Origin of the sequence: Flavobacterium sp. (assembly GCF_043779715.1) — a bacterium.
In the GTDB taxonomy this organism is placed as follows: domain Bacteria; phylum Bacteroidota; class Bacteroidia; order Flavobacteriales; family Flavobacteriaceae; genus Flavobacterium.
In genome coordinates this window covers 1-21,369 of record NZ_JAYWDT010000071.1, presented here as the reverse complement: position 1 = coordinate 21,369, position 21,369 = coordinate 1, and the positions used below count along the sequence as shown (strand labels likewise).

The 21,369-nt window shown below is 32.6% G+C and carries 17 protein-coding genes; 12 read left to right on the top strand and 5 right to left on the bottom strand.

The window, feature by feature from the left end:
- Positions 1–174: 174 nt before the first annotated feature.
- Together ACH2BG_RS03815 and ACH2BG_RS03810 are read right to left on the bottom strand one after the other, a co-directional pair.
- A complete protein-coding gene (locus ACH2BG_RS03815; RefSeq protein WP_395046392.1) occupies positions 175–1,086 on the bottom strand; it encodes a GYDIA family GHMP kinase in 912 nt (303 codons plus the stop codon).
- Positions 1,087–1,231: 145 nt separating this feature from the next.
- Positions 1,232–2,548 (bottom strand): hydroxymethylglutaryl-CoA reductase, degradative, encoded by a 1,317-nt coding sequence (locus tag ACH2BG_RS03810; RefSeq protein WP_395046391.1) that lies wholly within the window; start codon positions 2,546–2,548, stop codon positions 1,232–1,234.
- Positions 2,549–2,717: 169 nt separating this feature from the next.
- Between ACH2BG_RS03810 and ACH2BG_RS03805 the strand changes: the two genes are divergently transcribed.
- From ACH2BG_RS03805 to ACH2BG_RS03785, 5 genes are read left to right on the top strand one after another with little or no spacing between them, the layout of a single operon-like run.
- Positions 2,718–4,883 carry a S9 family peptidase gene (locus ACH2BG_RS03805; protein ID WP_395046390.1) on the top strand — a complete coding sequence of 722 codons (2,166 nt, stop codon included), beginning with the start codon at positions 2,718–2,720 and terminating at the stop codon, positions 4,881–4,883.
- 20 nt (positions 4,884–4,903) lie between these two features.
- Positions 4,904–6,409 (top strand): peptide MFS transporter, encoded by a 1,506-nt coding sequence (locus ACH2BG_RS03800; protein ID WP_395046389.1) that lies wholly within the window; start codon positions 4,904–4,906, stop codon positions 6,407–6,409.
- An 11-nt stretch (positions 6,410–6,420) separates the two neighbouring features.
- A complete protein-coding gene (locus tag ACH2BG_RS03795; protein ID WP_395046388.1) occupies positions 6,421–8,166 on the top strand; it encodes a peptide MFS transporter in 1,746 nt (581 codons plus the stop codon).
- Between the two features lie 34 nt (positions 8,167–8,200).
- Positions 8,201–8,659, top strand: coding sequence for a thioredoxin family protein (locus tag ACH2BG_RS03790; protein ID WP_395046387.1), 459 nt, complete (start codon positions 8,201–8,203; stop codon positions 8,657–8,659).
- Between the two features lie 33 nt (positions 8,660–8,692).
- A complete protein-coding gene (locus ACH2BG_RS03785) occupies positions 8,693–9,256 on the top strand; it encodes a thioredoxin family protein (protein ID WP_395046386.1) in 564 nt (187 codons plus the stop codon).
- Between the two features lie 2 nt (positions 9,257–9,258).
- Here ACH2BG_RS03785 and ACH2BG_RS03780 read toward each other — a convergent pair whose 3' ends face one another.
- Together ACH2BG_RS03780 and ACH2BG_RS03775 are read right to left on the bottom strand one after the other, a co-directional pair.
- Complete coding sequence (locus tag ACH2BG_RS03780) at positions 9,259–11,292, bottom strand: ComEC/Rec2 family competence protein (protein ID WP_395046385.1); 2,034 nt, start codon at positions 11,290–11,292, stop codon at positions 9,259–9,261.
- 108 nt (positions 11,293–11,400) lie between these two features.
- Positions 11,401–13,581, bottom strand: a complete 2,181-nt coding sequence (locus ACH2BG_RS03775) for a carboxy terminal-processing peptidase (RefSeq protein ID WP_395046384.1) — start codon at positions 13,579–13,581, stop codon at positions 11,401–11,403.
- 146 nt (positions 13,582–13,727) lie between these two features.
- Here ACH2BG_RS03775 and surE point away from each other — a divergent pair, with 146 nt between their 5' ends.
- From surE to ACH2BG_RS03745, 6 genes are all read left to right on the top strand, one after another.
- Positions 13,728–14,507: a 5'/3'-nucleotidase SurE gene (gene surE / locus ACH2BG_RS03770; RefSeq protein WP_395046393.1), complete on the top strand. Its 780-nt coding sequence runs from the start codon at positions 13,728–13,730 to the stop codon at positions 14,505–14,507.
- Between the two features lie 95 nt (positions 14,508–14,602).
- A complete protein-coding gene (locus ACH2BG_RS03765) occupies positions 14,603–14,875 on the top strand; it encodes a hypothetical protein (RefSeq protein WP_395046383.1) in 273 nt (90 codons plus the stop codon).
- Between the two features lie 13 nt (positions 14,876–14,888).
- On the top strand, positions 14,889–16,013 hold the full coding sequence (gene lpxB / locus ACH2BG_RS03760) for a lipid-A-disaccharide synthase (protein ID WP_395046382.1): 1,125 nt from the start codon (positions 14,889–14,891) through the stop codon (positions 16,011–16,013).
- A 2-nt stretch (positions 16,014–16,015) separates the two neighbouring features.
- Positions 16,016–16,633 (top strand): dethiobiotin synthase, encoded by a 618-nt coding sequence (bioD, locus tag ACH2BG_RS03755; protein ID WP_395046381.1) that lies wholly within the window; start codon positions 16,016–16,018, stop codon positions 16,631–16,633.
- A 49-nt stretch (positions 16,634–16,682) separates the two neighbouring features.
- Positions 16,683–17,954, top strand: coding sequence for an adenosylmethionine--8-amino-7-oxononanoate transaminase (gene bioA, locus ACH2BG_RS03750; RefSeq protein ID WP_395046380.1), 1,272 nt, complete (start codon positions 16,683–16,685; stop codon positions 17,952–17,954).
- A 192-nt stretch (positions 17,955–18,146) separates the two neighbouring features.
- A complete protein-coding gene (locus ACH2BG_RS03745; RefSeq protein ID WP_395046379.1) occupies positions 18,147–19,301 on the top strand; it encodes a beta-ketoacyl synthase N-terminal-like domain-containing protein in 1,155 nt (384 codons plus the stop codon).
- A gap of 16 nt (positions 19,302–19,317) precedes the next feature.
- Here ACH2BG_RS03745 and ACH2BG_RS03740 read toward each other — a convergent pair whose 3' ends face one another.
- The gene (locus tag ACH2BG_RS03740) at positions 19,318–19,809 is read right to left on the bottom strand and encodes a regulatory protein RecX (protein WP_395046378.1); all 492 of its coding nucleotides are present in this window, start codon (positions 19,807–19,809) and stop codon (positions 19,318–19,320) included.
- 138 nt (positions 19,810–19,947) lie between these two features.
- Between ACH2BG_RS03740 and ACH2BG_RS03735 the strand changes: the two genes are divergently transcribed.
- Positions 19,948–21,369: choice-of-anchor D domain-containing protein (locus ACH2BG_RS03735; RefSeq protein WP_395046377.1), on the top strand; the 1,422-nt coding region annotated here is incomplete at its 3' end.

Below are 21,369 nucleotides of genomic sequence, written 5' to 3'. Positions count from 1 at the left end.
TTTATATAAAATTGTAAGTTACATTTTGGAAGTACTATTTCATAAGTCTTCTCGGTTATTTTTTTTATATTATAATCAAAAGGCCAATTATATTTTTTAAATTCATCTGATATTTCTTTTTTCATAATCTTTATTCTTTAACCCAATAATCTGACTTTGCAGTGAATACTTTTATTACAATATAATCTCATCATACGAAACAACAACATCATAACCTTTTGTTGCAAAATAATCAATAGGATTGTTTTCGGAAATTACCATCACAAAATCTCCGCCCCAAGCGCCAAGACTCTTTATAATGCCATCAAAATCTGGAAATAAACTTTGTTTTACAGTTTGCATTTCTAAAATTTCACTCATCAAAACTTCATGTTTCTCTATTTGTTTGGTAAATTCTTGTAAGTCGGTTGTGTTTATTAGGACTTCTGTAATCTCGTTTATCGTTGGAATTACTTTTGCAATATCTCCTTGCTTACTGCGGTAATTTGCGATAGCTGTTTTGCTGCTTTGCTTTTTGTTAAGATAAACAAAGTAAATATTTTCTTTGAACACTGGATTAAAACTAATGGTTTTTACTAATGGTTTTTCGTTTGCCAATTGATACAAAATCGCCGAATTATTCTGCGCACAAGCAATATCGTAACCACTTCCGCCGAAAGCATTTCTTAGCAAAGCAAAAGCGTCAATTTGCAACCAACTGGCTATATTATTTATTAAAGTTGATGAAGTACCCAAACCCCAAAATTTAGGAAAAGTAAGGTTTGTAGAAACAATATACCCATCAGATTCATTAATAAAAACAGGACTTAATTTGTAAGATTCATGTAGGATTTCGATCAATGTTGTTTTTACAGCATTATTTTCAAAAGATTTTTTATTTACAATATCAGAAAACAAAATAGTATCATCAAACCAAATGCTTCCATCGAAATCATAACTTTTCCAAACTATTTTTTTATCAGAACCATTTTCTACAACTAAATTCTGACCCATTTTTGTAGGCAAAGCCAAGGCAATTGCGCCGTCTAAAACGACATATTCGCCTGTAATGAGTAATTTTCCGTTGCTGTAAAATATTTTTTTCAAGTTTCTTTTTTTAGCCCCGATTATCTCACAATACTACAATTTTAAATTGTGTTCGATGAACACTTCGTGTTTGTAGTGGAAATCCTTTTGCTTTTTTCTTTAAAAAGTAAAAGATTGCAACAAATAGAGGGAATAGCTCCTAATTTTACTTTCTTAAACCTTCAATAAAATCAACAACTGCCGAATGTGACACGGTATTTTCTTTGAAATGATTTTTTATCAAAATCCTTTCGTTTTCGGTAGCTTCAAACTGATTGATGATGTTATTTAGGTGCATTTTCATGTGTCCTTGCTGAATTCCGGTGGTTGTCAAACTTCGTAATGCAGCAAAATTTTGCGCCAATCCGGCTACAGCAACAATTTGCATAAGCTCGTGTGCTGACGGTTTTCCTAGCATTTCCAAAGACATTTTTACCAACGGATGCAATGAGGTCAGTCCGCCAACTGTTCCTAATGCCAACGGAATTTCTAACCAAAAAGTAAATATATCATTTTCTATTTTGGCATGCGACAAGCTCGAATATTGTCCGTTTCTGGAAGCATAAGCGTGAATTCCTGCTTCGACGGCACGAAAATCGTTTCCTGTGGCGAGAACAACGGCGTCAATCCCGTTCATGATGCCTTTGTTGTGTGTTACCGCTCTGAAAGGCTCTATTTCGGCGATTTTTACAGCACGAATGAACTTTTCAGCAAATTCTTGTGGGTTTTCTATGTTTTTTTCTGCTAATTCTGAAACTGGACAAGAAACTTCGGCTCGAACGATGCAATTGGGCACATAATTCGAGAGAATACTCATAACAACTTCGATGTTTTTTTCTGTTTCAGATAAAATTTCAGATTGTAAAGCTTCTTCTTTTAGTGTTTTGGCAAACTGTTCTAAACAAGAATTAATGAAGTTTGCACCCATCGAATCTTTGGTTTCAAAAGTAGCGTGCAACTGGTAATAATTTTCTAATTCAGTTGTTTTATCACGCAATTCAATATCGAGAATTCCGCCACCACGTTTTTGCATATTTTTAGTAATGCTTTCGGTTTGACTAAAGAATTTTGATTTTATTTGATTGAAAAAAGCAATTAAATTTGACGAATTCCCTTTGAAAATAAAATGAACTTGTCCTATTTTTTCTGAATTCAAAACTGTGGTTTTAAACCCGCCACGAATTCCCCAATATTTTGCCGATTTAGAAGCTGCGGCAACTACCGAGCTTTCTTCTATTGCAAAGGGAATGGTATGATTTTCATCATTAATCAGAAAATTTGGAGCAACACCAAGAGGCAAATAGAAATTTGTAATTGTGTTTTCTATAAATTCATCATGTAGTTTTTGTAATTCTAAATCAGAATTCCAGTATTTTTTGATGGTTTTCGTTGCTTCTTCTGCATTAGAAAAATGGGTAGAAGCTATCCAATTTATTTTTTCTTGTTTGGTTAATTTTGAGAATCCACTAATCGCTTTTGTCATATCGACTCTTGTTGTTTGAAATGCAAATATAAGGTTTGAAGTTTAATTTTTGAATGAGATTTGCCACGGAAATTTTATTATTATTATTTAAACTTGTGGTTTTAACACTCATAATTGCGATTATGTCCGAATTTTTCACTAAAATTGGCATCGTTTATAATAATTTCACATGAAAACAATACAAAAAGCATTCGTTTTATTCTTATTTACTTCATTATCAGCAATTGCCCAACAAAAAATTACTTTAGAAGAAATTTGGGGCGGAGCCTTCAGGACGCAAGGAATGACTGAGTTAGCAGCTTTGAAAAACACCAATCAATATACGGTTTTAAATTCTGATAGAACTTCGGGCGCAATCGATTTATATGATTTTGCAACTTTAAATAAAGTTTCGACTTTAATAAACTCCAAAGATTTCTCAGATTTACAAGGAATAGATAGTTATACTTTTAGCAAAGACGAAAAGAAAATTTTGATTGCTAATAATTCAGATCAAATATTTAGACATTCTTTTTTGGCTAATTTTTACATATATGATATTGCTACAAAATCATTAACAAAAATTACCGATGACAAAATACAAGAGCCTACTTTTTCACCAGATGGTTCTAAAATCGCTTTCGCAAAAGGCAATAATTTATATGTTTATGAATTAGCTTCTAAAAAAACGACACAAATTACTACCGATGGTCAGAGAAATTCCATCATCAACGGAATTACGGATTGGGTTTATGAAGAAGAATTTGCTTTTGTGAGAGCTTTCGATTGGAATGCAATGTCGGATAAAATTGCTTTTATTCGTTTCGACGAAAGTCAAGTTCCAGAATTTTCGATGAATGTATATGGTAAGGACTTATATCCTGTGACAGACAAATTTAAATATCCAAAGGCTGGAGAAAAAAATTCGGACGTTTCGTTACATGTCTATGATACAAAAACGACAAACACTAAGAAAATAGATTTAGGAAATTATAATGATTTTTATATTGCTCGTTTAGAATGGACAAATGAACCAAACACATTGTCTGCACAGGTTTTAAATCGCCATCAAGATAATTTAGATTTGTTATTTATCGACGGAAATACAGGTGCTAAAAAAGTGGTGCTTAACGAAAAAGACAAAGCCTATGTTGATGTGACTGATAATCTAACTTTCCTGAAGGACAATAGTTTTATTTGGACTTCCGAGAAAGATGGTTTCAATCATATTTACCAATATGACAAAACAGGAAAACTGAAAAACCAAATTACAAAAGGCAATTGGGAAGTAACTAATTACTATGGTTTCGACGAAAAATCTGGAATAATTTACTATCAATCGGTAGAAAATGGTTCGATAAATCGTGATGTATATTCTGTTAATTTAACAGGAAAAAATAAAAAAAGATTAACCACAGGAATTGGAACAAATGCAGCGACATTTAGCCCGAACTTTCAATATTTTATCAATTCATATTCTAGTGCTAAAAATGCACCAAAATATACTTTGAATGAATCTAAAACTGGAAAAACAATTAAAACTATTGTTTCTAACGAAACATTGGAAACTAAGTTAGCTTCTTACAATTTGCCATCGAAAGAGTTTTTTGAACTAACAACTGCAAAAGGAAATAAACTAAACACTTGGATGATTAAGCCAAAAGATTTTGATGCAAACAAGAAATACCCAGTATTTATGTATCAATATTCAGGTCCAGGCTCACAACAAGTGAATAATGATTGGAATGGTTCTGACGATTACTGGTTTATGATGTTGGCGCAACAAGGTTATATTGTTGCTTGTGTAGACGGTCGTGGAACGGGTTTTAAAGGCGCTGATTTCAAAAAATGTACTCAAAAAGAAATGGGTAAACTGGAAGTGGAAGATCAGATTGATGCTGCTAAATTTTTTGGAACTTATGCTTATGTAGATAAATCAAGAATTGGAATTTTTGGATGGTCTTATGGTGGCTTTATGTCTTCGAATTGTATTTTTCAAGGAGCAGATGTTTTCAAAACTGCTATTGCAGTTGCGCCGGTAACATCTTGGAGATATTATGATAGCGTTTATACCGAAAGATATATGCAGACGCCACAGGAAAACGCGAGTGGATATGATAATAATTCGCCAATCACACATGTTGGTAAATTAAAAGGAAACTTTCTTTTAATTCACGGAACTGCCGATGATAATGTGCATGTGCAAAATTCAATGAAAATGATTGAGGCTCTTGTACAAGCTAATAAACAGTTTGATTGGGCAATATATCCAGACAAAAATCACGGGATTTATGGCGGAAAAACAAGATTACAATTGTACACTAAAATGACCAATTTTATTAAAGAAAAATTATAATTAAAAACCAAAACTAAAATATGAATAATACAAATACACTTACATTAGAAGAAATTCAAAATTTTGAAGGTAAATATCCGAAACAACTTTGGTATTTATTTTTAGTTGAAATGTGGGAACGTTTCTGTTTTTACGGAATGCGTGGTGTTTTAACCATTTTTATGGCCGATCAGATTTTAGGATTAGCATTATCTGACAAAGATGCAAATTTAAAATATGGAGCTATTCAGGCTTTTGTATACGCTTTTACATTCATTGGAGGTATTTTTGCGGATAAAATTTTAGGATTCAAAAAATCACTACTTTTTGGAGGAACTGTAATGATTTTGGGGAATTTAATTATAGCGTTTTCTCCTCAAGAAATGTTTTATTTGGGAATTACACTATCCATTATAGGTACTGGATTTTTTAAGCCAAATATTTCTTCTATGGTTGGGGAATTGTATAAAGAAGGAGATAGCAGAAGAGATGCCGGATTTGGATTGTTTTATTCAGGAATAAACATTGGTGCTTTACTTGGTGGAGCAGTTTGTGTTTACTTAGGGACAAGCCCTGATTACGGTTGGAGTTATGCGTTTTTATCTGCTGCAATAGTAATGGTTATTGGTTTGATAACATTTATTCTTACAAAAAAATCATTAGGTCCAATAGGAGATTCTCCTTTATTAAATTTGGAACCTCAAAAAAGAACAATGAGAGAAATTGCGGTATATGTTGGATCACTAATCAGCATTCCGCTAATTTTTATAATGATCAAAAATACAGATTATACAGATTATTTCATGTACACAATTGGTCCATTGGCTATTTTGTTTTTTCTTTATGAAACCTTCAAAGAGAAGGATATAAAAGCACAAAAAAAATTAATTGCTGCTTTTGTATTTATCTTGTTTTCAGTTATTTTTTGGGCATTTTTTGAACAAAGTGGTGGTTCGTTAGCCCTTTTTGCTAAAAATAACCTTAGCCCTAATTTATTGTTTTTCAACATCAATCCAAATATTGTAAACAATACTTCAAACTCATTATTTGTAATTATTTTTAGTCCAATTTTGGGACTTATTTGGTTAGCAATGGCAAAAAAGAAGATTGAACCAAACACAGTAATGAAATTTGGTTTAGGATTTTTGTTTTTAGCTGCGGCTTTTTATGTGTTTTATTACACTAAGTTTTTTGCAAATGTGGAAGGAATTACTTCTTTAAATATTTTTACACTTGCTTATTTAGTGATTACGTTTGGGGAACTTTGTTTATCACCAATTGGATTGTCTATTATGACAAAATTATCACCTAAAAGATTATCAGGAATGATGATGGGAATGTGGTTTTTAGCGAGTGCTTACGGGCAATATGCTGCAGGATTATTAGGAGCTGGAATGTCATCGCCTGATGAAAATGCGTCTCTAGTGACAAAATTACAAGGCTATACAGATGGATATTATCAATTAGCAATATATGCTTTAATTGCTGGCACACTACTAATTGTAGTTTCACCTTTGATTAAAAAATTAATGCAAGAAGTTAAATAAATTAAATTATTATGAATCAAAATTCAACAGATCAATTTTTTAAAAGCACCGTTTTAGGTCACCCAAGTGGTTTATTTGTCCTTTTCTTTACAGAAATGTGGGAAAGATTTTCATTCTACGGAATGAGAGCTCTTTTAGTAATGTTTTTTACCTCTACCGCTTTAGAAGGAGGTTGGGACTGGACAAGAGAACAAGCTATGGCACTTTTTGGCTCTTATGTAGGACTTGTTTATCTGTCGACTATGATGGGTGGATATTTTGCCGATAAAAAAATAGGTTACAGATGGGCAGTTGTTATTGGAGCTTTATTAATGACATTAGGACATGGATCGATGGCGTTAGAATCTCCATTTTTCATTTACTCTGGTTTAATTTTATTAGTTTTTGGAAATGGATTTTTCAAACCAAATATGACTTCAATTGTATCTGAAATGTACAAGGACAGACCAGAGAAAAAAGACGGAGCATACACTATTTTCTATATGGGTGTAAACTCTGGAGCTTTCTTCGGAATTGTGCTTTGTGGTTATTTAGGAGAACAAGTTGGTTGGAATTGGGGATTCGGTCTAGCAGGTGTTTTTATGCTATTTGGTCTAATTCAGTTTTGGTTGTCTCAAGATATTTTTGGTGATATAGGTTTAAAACCTGTAAAAAAAGAAATAATGCTAACTGATGAAAACAACGACAAATTAAACCCGTTTCCAGTTTGGCAAATAGCTTTAATTGGTTTAATGACAACTTTAGGATTGGCTTGGATTATTTTCGAACCAGCTAAAATTATAACAAATGGTGCTTTAGATATATTTAATTTTGAAGTACTTGGTTTGTCTGGAAATAATTTTACAATTTTATTAGCGATCTTATTATTCCTTTTTCTTTTGTTTTATAGATTGAGTAATTATTCTCAAATTACCAAAGAAAAAATGATTGCCGTTTCGTTTTTTGCATTTTTAACCATCTTTTTTTGGGCAATTTTCGAACAATCTCCAGGAACATTAACCATTTTTGCTGATGATTATACCAATAGAGTTTTAGTAGGAAATGCTGGTATGATATTCAAATTTGTTAATGCAGCGATAGTAATTGTTCCATTAGGAATTATTACTTGGGTTCTATTATTATTATTTAAACAAACTTTTGCTAAATATTCTGTTGCAAATATTGTACTCTCTATGAGTTTTGTAATAATCTGGGGAATTGCATTTTGGATGTTAAAAAATCAATTTTCAGAAGATTCATTAGAAGTGCCAGCATCTTGGTTTTCATCTTTAAACTCCTTATATATTATTGCTTTAGCACCACTTTTTTCTAAATGGTGGGAAAGTAAATACAATCCGTCTGCAAATATGAAATATGCTTTAGGGATGGTATTTTTAGCAATTGGAATGATAACTGTAGCAATTGGTGCAAACGGAATTGCACCTGGAGCAAAAACAGCTTCGGTAAGTATGATCTATTTAATTTTGGTATATCTTTTTGTAACTATGGCTGAACTTTGTATATCTCCAGTAGGATTGTCTTATGTGAGTAAATTAGTTCCAGCTAGAATGATAGCCATGATGTTCGGAATTTGGTATTTAGCCGTTGCAATAGGTATGAAAGGTGCTGCAAAATTTGGGGAAAACATAGACAAAATTGCTGATGAAAAAGGATTGAGTTATTTTTTCTGGATGTTAGCAATTGTATCTCTTGTTGTTGCTGCATTATCATTTGTAATGTCACCAATAATTAAAAAATTGATGCACGGCGTTAGGTAATGGCATTGTTTTTGATTGTTAAATGAAAAAAAGAATGATGAAAAAAATACTTTTAGCCCTGTTTCTAATTATAGGAACAATGTCTATTCAAGCACAAGAGATTAGGTGGATGAATCTCGACGAAGCATTGGCTAAACAAAAAAAGAGCCCAAAGCCTATTTTTATGAATGTTTATACCGATTGGTATGCGCCTTGCAGAATGCTCGATAAAGAAACTTTTCAAGATGCAGAAGTGATAGATTACATTAATAAAAATTATTATGCCGTAAAGTTTAATGCCGAAGGAAATACAACAGTTAATTTTAAAGGAAATACTTTTTCTAATCCAGGGTTTGATCCTAACCGAAAAGGAAGAAAAAGCGCTCACGAATTGACAACCTTTCTAAAAGTTCAAGGTTATCCCGCAATGTATGTTATAGATAGGAATGGAGATACCCAACAACAAATAGTAGGTTATAAAACGCATGAAGAGTTATTGAGAATATTAAGATAATTTTTTACATTTAATCATTTAAAATTTTACCCCATGAATAAAATTAAATATTTACTTTTTTTAGTTCCAGTTGCAGCTGTTTTGTTGTTTTCTAGTTTCAATTCAGATAAAATAACAAAAACCAATACAGAAAATTTGGTTTGGCACACAGACCTTAAAGAAGCAATGGAAATTGCTAAAAAAGAAGACAAACCATTATTCTTATTCTTCACAGGAAGTGATTGGTGTGGTTGGTGTATTCGTTTGCAAAAGGAAGTTTTTAAAACTCCCGAATTTGAAGCTTGGGCAAAACAAAAAGTAGTTTTGGTAGAACTAGATTTTCCTAGAAGAACCGAACAAACTGCAGAAATTAAAAATCAAAATAATCAATTGCAACAAGCTTTTGGAGTGCAAGGATTTCCAACAGTATGGTTTGCGAAAGCAGATGATAAAGCGGGAAAAGTAAATTTCGAACAATTAGGAAGCACAGGATATGTTGCTGGCGGGCCAAGTGTTTGGCTTTCGGGAGCAGATCAGATTATTGCAAAATTTGTTCCTAATCCAAAAATGGCAAAAAAGAATATGCCAAAACCTGCTAAGGTCAAAGCAAAAAAATAAAATTATAATTTATAAAATCCCTTTTCGTAAGTACTATGAAAAGGGATTTTTTCTTTGGCACAAGTTTGCTTCCAAGTCGTAACATAACTTTTGTAATTAGAAGCATCGGCAATAATGATTTTTGGTTTTACTGAAGACAATAATCGCTCTAAATTTACTTTTGGAGAATCTTTTAAAATTATAATATCCGGATTTATAGAGCTTTTGTAAATACTGGATTTATCGATAATTAAAATTTTATTGTTATTGAAATAAATCGTGTTTGTAAGTGCTTTGGTTTTGTTCGTTTCACAAAAATTTGCCGTTATGTACGATTGAATCATTTTCTTCTCAAAACCATTTTCTGTTAAAGTATCGTTTGTATAAAGTATGATTTTCTTGCCTATTCGTTCACCAATAATGGTATTCCTTTTTGTATTAAAAACAATTATTTCTTTTTTATTTTCCGATTGCCAATTTGTAGCAATAAATAGTATCTGAAAAATTAAAACGCTAGCTAAAGTCAAAATTATTTTTGTAAAGTTGGGTTTCTTAAACCAAATTATCCAAGTAAAAACAATAAGATAAGAAGTAATAAGTAACGAAAAGCTTAATGGAATATCTTTGATAACAAAAGTTTCAATAGAAGCAATCCATTTGATATAAGTGTTGGTAAAAGTAATACTCAACTCAACTATTTTAGAAAAAATAACGGAAACAAAATCAAAATATGCCAATATCATGAGTAAAACGCCTATTGCCATTATTACCGAAAGGCAAGGAATTAACACCAAGTTAGTCACAAAAAACAATCCTGGAAACTGATGAAAATAATAAATACTAAGTGGCATAGCGCCAATTTGTGCCGCAAAAGAAACGGTAATAATGTCCCAAAAATAAGCAACGATTTTATTTTTTGGTTCCCAAAGTAATTTAAGCATTGGCTGTAACCAAAGAATAAAAAACAAAGCAATATAACTTAACTGAAACCCGATATCAAACAAAAACAAAGGCTCAACAAGTAGAATTAAAAACAAGGAAACTAACATGGTGTGAAAAATATTCGTCTCTCGATTTAGAAACATTCCTATCGCCACAAAGCTAAACATAGCTGCGGATCTAACTACCGATGGTGCTAATCCTGCAACTAAAGCAAACAACCACAAGGATATTAAAATTATAGTTAACCTAATGAAATTTCCGTATTTGTTTTTGGGTAATGGTTTTAATAAAAAGGTGATAAACAAAAGTATAAACCCAACGTGCAAACCCGAAACTGAAAGAATGTGAACTGCACCAGCATACTGGTAATCACGCAATACTTCAGGTGAGATGTCTTGTTGCTGACCCAATATTAGTGCCGATATTACTGCTAATTCTTCTTTTTTGAATCCGTTTTTTTCTAGATTTAGAATAATTTTATTTCGAAAAGCTGAAGTATAATACCAGATGTCTTTATCGATATGATTACTAATTTTTAGCTGAGAAGTTTCCGCAAATAGTTGTGCGTAAATCCCTTTTGTTTCGAGATATTTTCCGTAATCGAACTGGTTTGGATTATTAGGTTTGAAATTCCGAACCAATTGCTCTTCAATCTTAAGTCTAGTTCCAACAATAAAAGCTTTGGTAATAGAATCTTTTTTTAAATTTAATAAAACTTTTCCAGAAGTAATTTTATTGTCAATTTGAGTTACTTGGGCAATATATCTGTTATTGTTGGTTGTGTTCTTCAATTCTTCAATAACAGTAACTTTTATTATATGATTTGAATCGAAATTTGTTGTGTTGTGAGTGTAATGATTTTCTCTAAAAGTATCGTTGTGAACTAAGGTTGTCGTAATTCCGATAACGAAAAATAAAAAATATAGGGAAATTGAAAAGCCCTTTTTCTGTTCGAATTTATGATAAGATTGAAATTGGAAATAACTAAAAATAATTGTAGAAATGGCCAATAAACCAAAAACATATTTAATATTTAGTGGAGAATAATAAGCGGCTATAATACCTAAAATAAAACAAAAGCAAATTCGAACAATAGGGAATTGTAATATCTTCATTTGACTAAGATAATAAAATATACGATTTTAACTACAAATGTATTGTGGTAAAAAAAATGCCTCAGAAATCTCTGAGGCATTTTTTAATTAATCAAATTTGTAATGTAATTAAGATTTTACTAATTTATCTTTTCTATTTTTTATATTCAAAAGCTTCTCCTTACTAGCAACGATAGGTTTTTTTATATCGCTAAGCACATTTATAGATTCTTCAACATAAGCATCTTTAGATAAACTTTCGTGCCAATCTTTTCTTTTTTGACCTAATAAAGAATCTTTTTTAATGAGTTCCATTTCTTGAGGAAGCGAAGTAAATTTAAGCGAATTTTGAAATTTCGAAATTGCTTTAAATTTTTTAGTTCCTTCTTCTATAGATGCTTGCTCAGCCTTGAACTTATTAAGGTTCAGGCTAATTATATTGTCTTCCTTTCTACCGTTAATCCATTTTGCATTTTCATCTATTAGTTTAAACTGTGTGTTTTCTAATATTCTCTTTTGACTATTAGCTATTACTGTTTCAAAATTATTTATAGATTTTAAAGATTCAAATGGAGCTTCATCTATTTTGTCCCAAGGCATTGCATTTTTTACATCACGTTCTCCAATTTCAATATATGAATAACGGTCTGGAACAATAATATCGCTAGAAACCCCTTCAAGTTGTGTAGAACCACCGTTTATTCTATAAAATTTCTGGATTGTAGTTTTTAAAGCTCCAAAATCTCCCATCGTAGAATTATTACGAACCAACTGATTCAAATCAAAAACATTTTGAACCGTTCCTTTTCCGTAAGTTTGTTTACTGCCTATAACGATACCCCTTTTGTAATCTTGTATTGCAGCTGCAAAAATTTCGGAAGCAGAAGCTGAAAAATTATTTATCATAACCACAAGCGGACCGTCCCATTGTACTTTTGAATTATGATCAGAAAGAACTTCTTTTTTACCTTTAGCTGATTTTATTTGTACGACTGGTCCTTCTTCAATAAATAATCCAGTAATATCAACAACAGTTTTTAATGATCCTCCACCATTGTCACGTAAATCCATCACAATTCCTTGAACACCTGCTTTTTTTAGATATTCAACTTCAACAGCAACATCTTTTGCGGCATCGCGGTTGTCATTGTTTTCGAAATCGATATAAAATTTTGGTAAATAAATTACACCATATTTTACACCATTTTTTTCGACAACACTAGATTTTGCATAAGTTTCTTCGATTTCTACAATATCTCTTATAATTGGTATTATAACTATTGAACCATCTACTTTTTTTACGGTAAGCCTTACCTCTGTTCCTTTAGGTCCTTTTATTTTTTTTACCACGTCATCAAGTCTCATTCCAGTAACATCGACTGCTTCGTTGTTGCCTTGCGCTACTTTAAGAATTAAATCTCCTGGCTCTAGTTCTTTTCCTCTCCAAGCCGGTCCTCCGGATATTAATTCAGTGATTTCTGTAAAGTCATTTGTTTTTTGAAGTCTTGCTCCAATACCTTCTAACTTTCCACTCATACTCACATCGAATTTTTCTTTTTCGTCTGGAGCAAAATAATACGTGTGCGGATCAAATTGTGTAACTATGGCGTTTACATAAGCCACAAACCAATCGTCTTCATTAGATTCTTTGATAAAATCAAAATAATCTTTTAGTGTTTTTTGTGTTGTAGCTCTTGCTTCTTTCTCTAATTGCGAAAAGGTTTTTGCAACATATTTTGGGTCTTTTTCTTTTTTAGCTGCTTCCAATTTTTCTTTTTCTACCACAGTAGCTAAAATAGAAAGTTTCATTTGCAAACGCCATCTGTTTTTTAATTCAGAATAATTTTTGGCAAAAGCATTTTTATCGGAATCAATATTAATTGTTTCATTGGTCGTAAAGTCGTACGGTTTTTCATTCAGCGATTTGTAAACCACTTCCACTTCTCTCATACGTTTTTGCAAACGCTCATAGGTTAGTTTAAAAAAGGTTAAATCACGATCATGAATCATATCATCTATTTGCAATTCATAGATTTTAAATTCATCGATATCCGCTTGCACAAAAAATCTTTTTGAAGGATCTAATGCGTCAAGATAATCTTTATAAACCCCTTGAGAAAACTTATCGTCCATAGCAATCGGATCATAATGCCCTTTTTCTATAACAAACGTTATCAAATCCAAAAGCATTTTGTCTTTCTCCGGGTCATTTTCTTTCTTCGGCATAAAACTCCACAAAGTGGCAGAGATAGCAATAACAGCTAAAATTACTTTATAATTCCTTTTCATATAATTCAAAATTTCATTCATAATATTTAACTAAAGTACATAAAAAACTATGCCATAATAATAATTAGTCTATAATTTTTTGTTAAAGATGTAAAATTAGTTACTTGCGAGTAAAAATGCTTAATTTAGCGTCACTTTTTTATGTTAAATTTATCTTTATTTTGTAAATTAAAATGAGCAAACCATTAATACTAGTTACAAACGATGATGGTATTTCGGCGCCAGGTGTACGAGCACTTATAGCAGTTATGCAAGAAATAGGAACTGTTGTTGTAGTTGCGCCGGATAGTCCGCAAAGCGCAATGGGACACGCCATAACGATAAATAGTACTTTGCATTTGAATAAAATTTCTGCCGAAAATGCACCACTAACCGAATATAGTTGCTCAGGAACTCCTGTAGATTGTGTAAAACTAGCTGTAAACGAGATTTTGAAGCGAAAACCAGATTTATGCGTCTCCGGCGTTAACCACGGATCAAACTCATCTATAAATGTGATTTATTCGGGCACAATGAGTGCCGCAGTCGAAGCGGGTATCGAAGGAATTCCTGCCATCGGTTTTTCATTATTAGATTATGAATGGAATGCCGATTTTGAAACTTTCAAACCTTACATAAAAAAAATTGCACTCGAAGTCCTACAAAAAGGATTGCCTGATAGCGTGGTTCTAAATGTAAATTTTCCAAAAAGAAAAGTAGAAGAACTAAAGGGAATAAAAATTTGCCGACAAGCAAAAGCCATATGGGAAGAAAAGTTCGACAAACGAAAAACCCCGCAAGGCAAGGATTATTACTGGCTCACAGGCGAATTTGTAAACCAAGATAAAGGCGAAGATACCGATGAATGGGCTTTGGAAAACGGATATATTTCGGTGGTGCCAGTTCAGTTCGATATGACGGCGCATCATGCAATTCAGCAATTAAATAATTGGAATTTAAACAGATAATTATGAAATATTTATGATGCCTAAATCACTAACACAAATGAATGTTTCCTCATAAATATACCATATTCCAGTAAAAAAACAAAAATTAGTTACATATGAAAAAAACAGATTTACTTATTGGTTCTTTAATAGGATTTGCTTCTGCCTTTTTAGGAACGTACATTTTCTTTACCTTTTGTACAAAATACGATTTTTTAGAAGGTGTAAATGGTATGAAAAGCCAAGGATATTTAGGAAAAGTAATTACATTGGGGGCTATTTTAAATTTACTTACTTTTTTTATATTGTTAAAAATGAACAAAGAGCTCATGGCTCGTGGCGTTGTTTTAGCAACTATTCTTTTGGCAGTAATTACAATGTTTGTTTAAAAATTCACAAAAAATGAAATACTACATTATTGCAGGAGAAGCATCAGGCGATTTGCACGGTTCGAACCTCATGAAAGGCATTTATAAGGAAGATTCTCAGGCAGAAATTCGTTTTTGGGGAGGAGATCTCATGCAACAAATAGGAGGAACGTTGGTAAAACATTATCGAGATTTGTCGTTTATGGGTTTTCTAGAAGTGGTTCTAAATTTGAAAACTATTCTTAATAATATTAAAATCTGTAAAGCAGATATTTTAAATTTCAAACCCGATGCTATCATTTTTATAGATTATCCTGGTTTTAATATGAGAATTGCCAAATGGTCTAAAAAATTAGGAATTCGGAACCATTATTATATTTCGCCACAAATTTGGGCTTGGAAAGAAAGCAGAATTAAAGCTATAAAAAACGATGTCGATAAAATGTATGTTATTCTTCCGTTTGAAAAAGATTTTTACGAAAAGAAACATAATTTTCCAGTCGAGTTTATAGGTCATCCGCTAATAGATGCTATAAATAACCGTCAGAAAACTAATGCGGAACAATTTAAAAAAGATAACAACCTTGACGAAAGACCTATTATTGCACTTTTGCCAGGAAGCAGAAAACAAGAGATTGAAAAGATGTTGTCCGAAATGTTGTCCGTTGTAAAAGACTTTCCTAATTATCAGTTTGTCATTGCTGGCGCACCAAGTCAGGAATATTCATTTTATGAGCAGTTTTTAACGAATAATCAAGTTCATTTTATATCTAATAAAACCTATGATTTATTAAGTGTTTCTCATGCAGCGCTAGTTACTTCTGGAACTGCAACGCTCGAAACGGCTTTGTTTAAAGTCCCGGAAGTGGTTTTGTATAAAGGAAGTTGGGTTTCGTACCAGATTGCAAAACGAATTATAACACTCAAATATATTTCGTTAGTTAATCTAATCATGGATAAAGAAGTCGTTACAGAACTTATTCAAGAGGATTGCAACTCGAAAAAAATAAAAACAGAACTCGAAAAAATACTAGAGCCATCATACAGAAATACGCTTTTGGCCAATTATGATTTGTTAGAAAAACAATTGGGCGGAGCAGGAGCAAGCGATAAAACAGCACGTTTGATTGTTCAAGATATGCAAGTGCAAACAAAATAATTATGAAACTATTTATAACAGGAATATCAACCGATGTAGGTAAAACCATCGCATCATCAATCCTAGTCGAAGCACTAGAAGCTGATTATTGGAAACCCATTCAAGCAGGCGATTTAGACAATTCCGACAGTCATAAAATCGAATCTTACATATCCAATAATAAAACTGTAATTCACGAGAATAGTTATTTGCTAAACACTCCTGCAAGTCCACATTTGGCAGCAAAAATAGATGGAATAACTATCGATTTAAATCAAGTAACAGAACCAAAAACTAAAAATAAATTAATAATTGAAGGTGCAGGCGGACTTTTCGTTCCTTTAAACGACACAGATTGTGTTATCGATTTAATTAAACCAGATTATAAAGTCGTTGTAGTTTCTCGCCATTATTTAGGGAGCATCAATCATACATTGCTCACAATCGAAGCTTTACAAAACAGGAAAATAAATATTGCGGGAATTATTTTTAATGGAAATGAAAATAAATCAACCGAAGAAATTATTTTATCAAAAACAGGAATAAAATGTATTGGAAGAATAAACGAAGAACCTTATTTTGATAAAAATGTAATTTTAGAATATGCGGATATTTTTCGTAAAAACCTTCTAGATTTATAAAACCTTTATATTTTTCTTCGTGTATCTTTGTGAAATAAATTTTCACCAAATGAACCTTTCCGAAAGAGATCAAAAACACAATTGGCATCCATACACCCAACATAAAACTTCTCAGCCCGAAATCGCAATTCTAAAAGGAGAAGGCGCATTGTTATGGGACGAAAATAACAAAGAATACATCGATGCGATTGCTTCATGGTGGGTAAATCCATACGGACATTCAAATAAATTTATTGCCGATTCGATTTACAAACAACTCACGACTTTAGAGCACGTTTTGTTCGGCGGATTCACACACGAACCAGCAGTTTTGTTATCAGAAAAATTAATAGAAATATTACCAAAAAACCAACAAAAAATCTTCTTTTCCGATAATGGTTCGACTGCAGTTGAGATTGCTATTAAAGTCGCCATGCAGTATTTTTACAATAAAAATGAAAAACGAACCACAATAATTGCTTTCGAAAATGCTTTTCATGGCGATACTTTTGGAGCGATGGCAGCGAGCGGAATTTCATTTTTTACCGAAGCATTTAAAGGGTCATTAATTCAAGTGATTAGAATTCCTGTACCAACAATTGGTAATAAAGAAGTAAGTTTAGATGCGTTGGCGAAAGTCATCAAAGAATATGATTGTGCCGCTTTTATTTTCGAACCATTAGTTCAAGGAGCCGCAGGAATGGTCATGTATGAAGCTTCGGAATTGGATAAATTAATCAATTTTTGCAAAGAAAATCAAGTTTTCACCATTGCTGATGAGGTCATGACGGGTTTTGGCAAAACAGGCAAAACGTTTGCCTGTGATTATCTAGAAGAAAAACCTGACATGATGTGTTTGTCTAAAGCACTTACAGGAGGTACAATTCCTATGGCGATTACCACATTTACCCAAGAAATTTTCGACGGTTTTTATGATGATGATGTAAATAAAGCATTGTTTCACGGGCATACATTTACGGCGAATCCAACTGGTTGTGCGGCAGCTTTGGCAAGTATACAATTGCTGAAATCCGATGAAATGCAAGATAATATTAAAAGAGTAAATAGTCAACATTTACAATTTCAAGAAAATATAAAAACACACGAAAAAGTAAAAAAAACGCGAGTACTTGGTGTGATTTTTGCTTTAGAAATAAAAACCGATAGCCAAGAATCGTATTACGGTAACCTTCGCAACAAACTCTACAATTTCTTTATCGAGAATGGAGTAATTTTGCGCCCAGTTGGAAATATAGTTTACATTTTGCCACCTTATATTATTACAAACGAACAATTACAAAAAGTATATCAAACTATCGAAGAAGCACTAGAAATAGTTTAATTAGCCATCATTTTTTAGCCACAGATAACACGGATTAAACGAATTTACACTGATTTTTTTCAAAGGAAATAATCATAATCTGCGACAATCGGTTTAATCGGTTTAATCCGTGTGCTATTTTTTGCAAAACAAATGCGAAGCATTGCAAACTTAACGAAAAACTTCACGAACTTTGCGTTTAAATAGTATAAGTTGAATAAAAAAATAGCCATAACTGCCCTTTCTTCTTTTTCCCCATTAGGTAATCAACCCGAATTAATTTGGGAGGAATACTTAAAGGAAACGTCATTAATTTCTGAAAAACAAATTGGGAATCAAACGATTCCCGTAGTAACTATTTCGGAAGAGTTAGAAAAGGAGGTTGAAGAATTAAAACAATCAGATCAGAAATACAAATCGTTAGATAATTCGGTTTTGTATGCTATTTTAGCTTCACGTCAGGCTGTGAAAAAAGCAGGTTGGACACAAAACGATATTTTTGGAATCAATATTGGTTCTTCACGTGGCGCCACCGAATTATTCGAAAAATTTCACCAAGAATTCATCGAAACAGGTAAAACAGGAACATTAGCCTCTCCAACCACAACTTTGGGTAATATTTCCTCTTGGATTGCCCATGATTTAAAAAGTTCAGGGCCAGAAATATCCCATTCTATAACTTGTTCGACCGCATTACATTCTATTTTAAATGGAGTGGCTTGGCTTCGTGCAGGTATGGCAAATAAGTTTCTTGTTGGCGGAAGCGAAGCGCCACTTACTCCATTTACCATCGCACAAATGCAAGCTTTAAAAATTTATTCGAAAGAAGAAAATCATTATAAATGTCGTGCTTTCGATTTGAATAAAACCAAAAATAGCATGGTTCTCGGCGAAGGAGCATCTATGGCTTGTTTAGAAATTGGCGAAATCGAAAACCCATTAGCTTATATAGAAGGTGTAGGTTATGCTACCGATATTTTAGAACACGGAATTTCTATTTCTACCGAAGCGGATTGCTTCCAGAAATCGATGAAAATGGCATTACAAAACACTAATTTGTCCGAAGTTGATGCGGTTGTGATGCATGCGCCAGGAACTGTAAAAGGTGATTTGTCAGAATATAAAGCAATTCAAAAAGTATTTGGAGAAAGCTCACCAATGCTGACAACTAACAAATGGAAAATTGGTCACACTTTTGGAACCTCAGGAATATTAAGCGTCGAGCTGGCTATTATGATGATGCAACACAATCAGTTTATTGGAGTCCCATTTGCAGAAAAGCAATCCGAAAGGGAAAATATTCGTAAAGTATTGGTAAATGCTGTTGGTTTTGGTGGTAATGCGGTTTCTATTTTGTTGAGTTTGTAAGCTATTTCACAAAGTTTCATTGGATTGACATTGTTTCTAATTCCTTTACCTTAACATAAATCAAATTGCTCTCCCAGCCTTTTCGCAAGAGAAAATCACAGAATTTCTTTCGTTTTTTTATAACGTTATTTTCGCGCATAGTTTCCCAATGGTTTTCTGCTAGTTTATGAAAAGTTTCTAAATATTCGTCGGGCGTAATTTCTTTAAGAGCTATGTTTATGTTGTATTGCGATATTTTTCGATATTTTAATTCGTTTACAATTCTTATTTTTCCCCAAGATTTTATACGGTGTTTCCCACGAGCAAAACTGCACGCAAAACGCTCTTCGTTAAGGAAATTGTGCTCTATAAGGTGTACTGTAATGGAATCTATTTCTTGAGGAGTCATAGCATAACTTCTCATTTTTTCTGTGACTTCATCGTGGCATCGCTCTTGATAAGCACAATAGAATTCTAGCTTTTTAGTAACATTAGCAATCGAAAGGGTTCTGTTTGTTGGTGTTTTCAATAAATTAATGTTTTAATAATATTCTGTTTTTAATAAAATTATACTCTTACTATAATTTCGCAAACGTTTATAAACTTGTTTTCTGAATATACAAATTCTGATTTTCAAAAAATAAGCATTTATTAAAAAACCAAATCTATGAAAATTAAATTACTTGTTTTAGTATTATTGTTCTCTGTTTTAGGTTGGGGGCAAATTACACTTGTGAATTATAAGTTTGAAAATAATTTGACTCCTGAGACAGGATCTTTAGGATCTCCAAATTTAACATCAAGTGTTACTCCATCGTATTTTGGAGGAGTTGTGGGTCAATCGGCATCATTCCCAACTTCTACAGGAAAATATTTTGATTTAGTTATTTCCACAACAGGATATAGCAATATTGATGTTTCTTTTGCCGGTAGATCTTCAGGCTCAGGTTCTTCATGGACTATTACAGGTGATTCTACAGGAGGAACAAGTTTTTCTGTAATCACTTCTTTAGCATGTCCAAACGGATCATTTTCAGCCTTAACAACAACATTGTTAGGAGCTACATATGATAATCAATCATCTATTAGAATACGTATTACAGCCTCTGGAACTTCAGCTACTTTAAGATTAGATGATTTACTGATTAGAGGAACGCTGTCTAGCCCACAACCTGAAATAAACATTACAGGAAATGGAAGTAACATCTTAACGGGTGACATTTCACCTATAACTAGCGATTTTACACATTTTGGTAATGTAAATATTGCTAGCTCATTTAGTAGAAACTTTGTTGTTCAAAATCTAGGTTCAGCAAACTTGAGTGTTACACATGCAACAATTTCGGGTGCAAATGCGTCTGAATTTATTATTACAACTTCACCCGTTGGTACAATTAATAATGGTGGAAATGCTGGGTTAACGATTCAATTCACACCGACGGCATCTGGAACAAGAACTGCAACAGTAACAATAACGAATAATGATAGTAATGAAGGATCTTATACTTTTTCTATTCAAGGAAACGGAATTTGTATCCCAGCTTTAATTGCTTCTGTTTTTCCTGCTTCTGGCCCAGTAGGGACAGAGGTTACAATTAATGCAAGTTCTGGTAGTTTATTAGGATCAACAGTAAATTTTAACGGTATAGCCGCTATAACCATTTCGAGTTCAGCCACACAATTAGTAGTTACGGTTCCTATGGGCGCAACTACAGGAGCTATAAATATTACTAATACAACCACTGGTTGTGTTACTTCAACACCAATTTTTACTATTGTAAATAAAGATACTGCATCTTGTCAAGGAACTTCTGTCATCTCAGATTTAATTATATATGATATTCACGATGAAAAAACAGGTTCGGGTGGATTTATAACTTTATATAATGGTACAGCCGACACAGTTAATTTAACAAATTATACTCTTTGGAGAACAACTAACCATGATGATGGAAGTGAGATAGATTATGCTAATATAACAGGTACAATTGCTTCAGGAGCTTTAGGGATACTGAAAGTTTCTGTTGGTAGTTGTGGACCAGCATCAACAAACGGTACAATCGATGGTGGATTTAATGAAAATGACGGT

Excerpts from the sequence above, each read along its gene's own strand:
- ACH2BG_RS03810 (WP_395046391.1), bottom strand. The coding sequence starts at position 2,548 with ATGACAAAAGCGATTAGTGGATTCTCAAAATTAACCAAACAAGAAAAA.
- ACH2BG_RS03805 (WP_395046390.1), top strand. The coding sequence starts at position 2,718 with ATGAAAACAATACAAAAAGCATTCGTTTTATTCTTATTTACTTCATTA.
- ACH2BG_RS03800 (WP_395046389.1), top strand. The coding sequence starts at position 4,904 with ATGAATAATACAAATACACTTACATTAGAAGAAATTCAAAATTTTGAA.
- ACH2BG_RS03795 (WP_395046388.1), top strand. The coding sequence starts at position 6,421 with ATGAATCAAAATTCAACAGATCAATTTTTTAAAAGCACCGTTTTAGGT.
- ACH2BG_RS03790 (WP_395046387.1), top strand. The coding sequence starts at position 8,201 with ATGATGAAAAAAATACTTTTAGCCCTGTTTCTAATTATAGGAACAATG.
- ACH2BG_RS03785 (WP_395046386.1), top strand. The coding sequence starts at position 8,693 with ATGAATAAAATTAAATATTTACTTTTTTTAGTTCCAGTTGCAGCTGTT.
- ACH2BG_RS03780 (WP_395046385.1), bottom strand. The coding sequence starts at position 11,292 with ATGAAGATATTACAATTCCCTATTGTTCGAATTTGCTTTTGTTTTATT.
- ACH2BG_RS03775 (WP_395046384.1), bottom strand. The coding sequence starts at position 13,581 with ATGAATGAAATTTTGAATTATATGAAAAGGAATTATAAAGTAATTTTA.
- ACH2BG_RS03765 (WP_395046383.1), top strand. The coding sequence starts at position 14,603 with ATGAAAAAAACAGATTTACTTATTGGTTCTTTAATAGGATTTGCTTCT.
- lpxB (WP_395046382.1), top strand. The coding sequence starts at position 14,889 with ATGAAATACTACATTATTGCAGGAGAAGCATCAGGCGATTTGCACGGT.
- bioD (WP_395046381.1), top strand. The coding sequence starts at position 16,016 with ATGAAACTATTTATAACAGGAATATCAACCGATGTAGGTAAAACCATC.
- bioA (WP_395046380.1), top strand. The coding sequence starts at position 16,683 with ATGAACCTTTCCGAAAGAGATCAAAAACACAATTGGCATCCATACACC.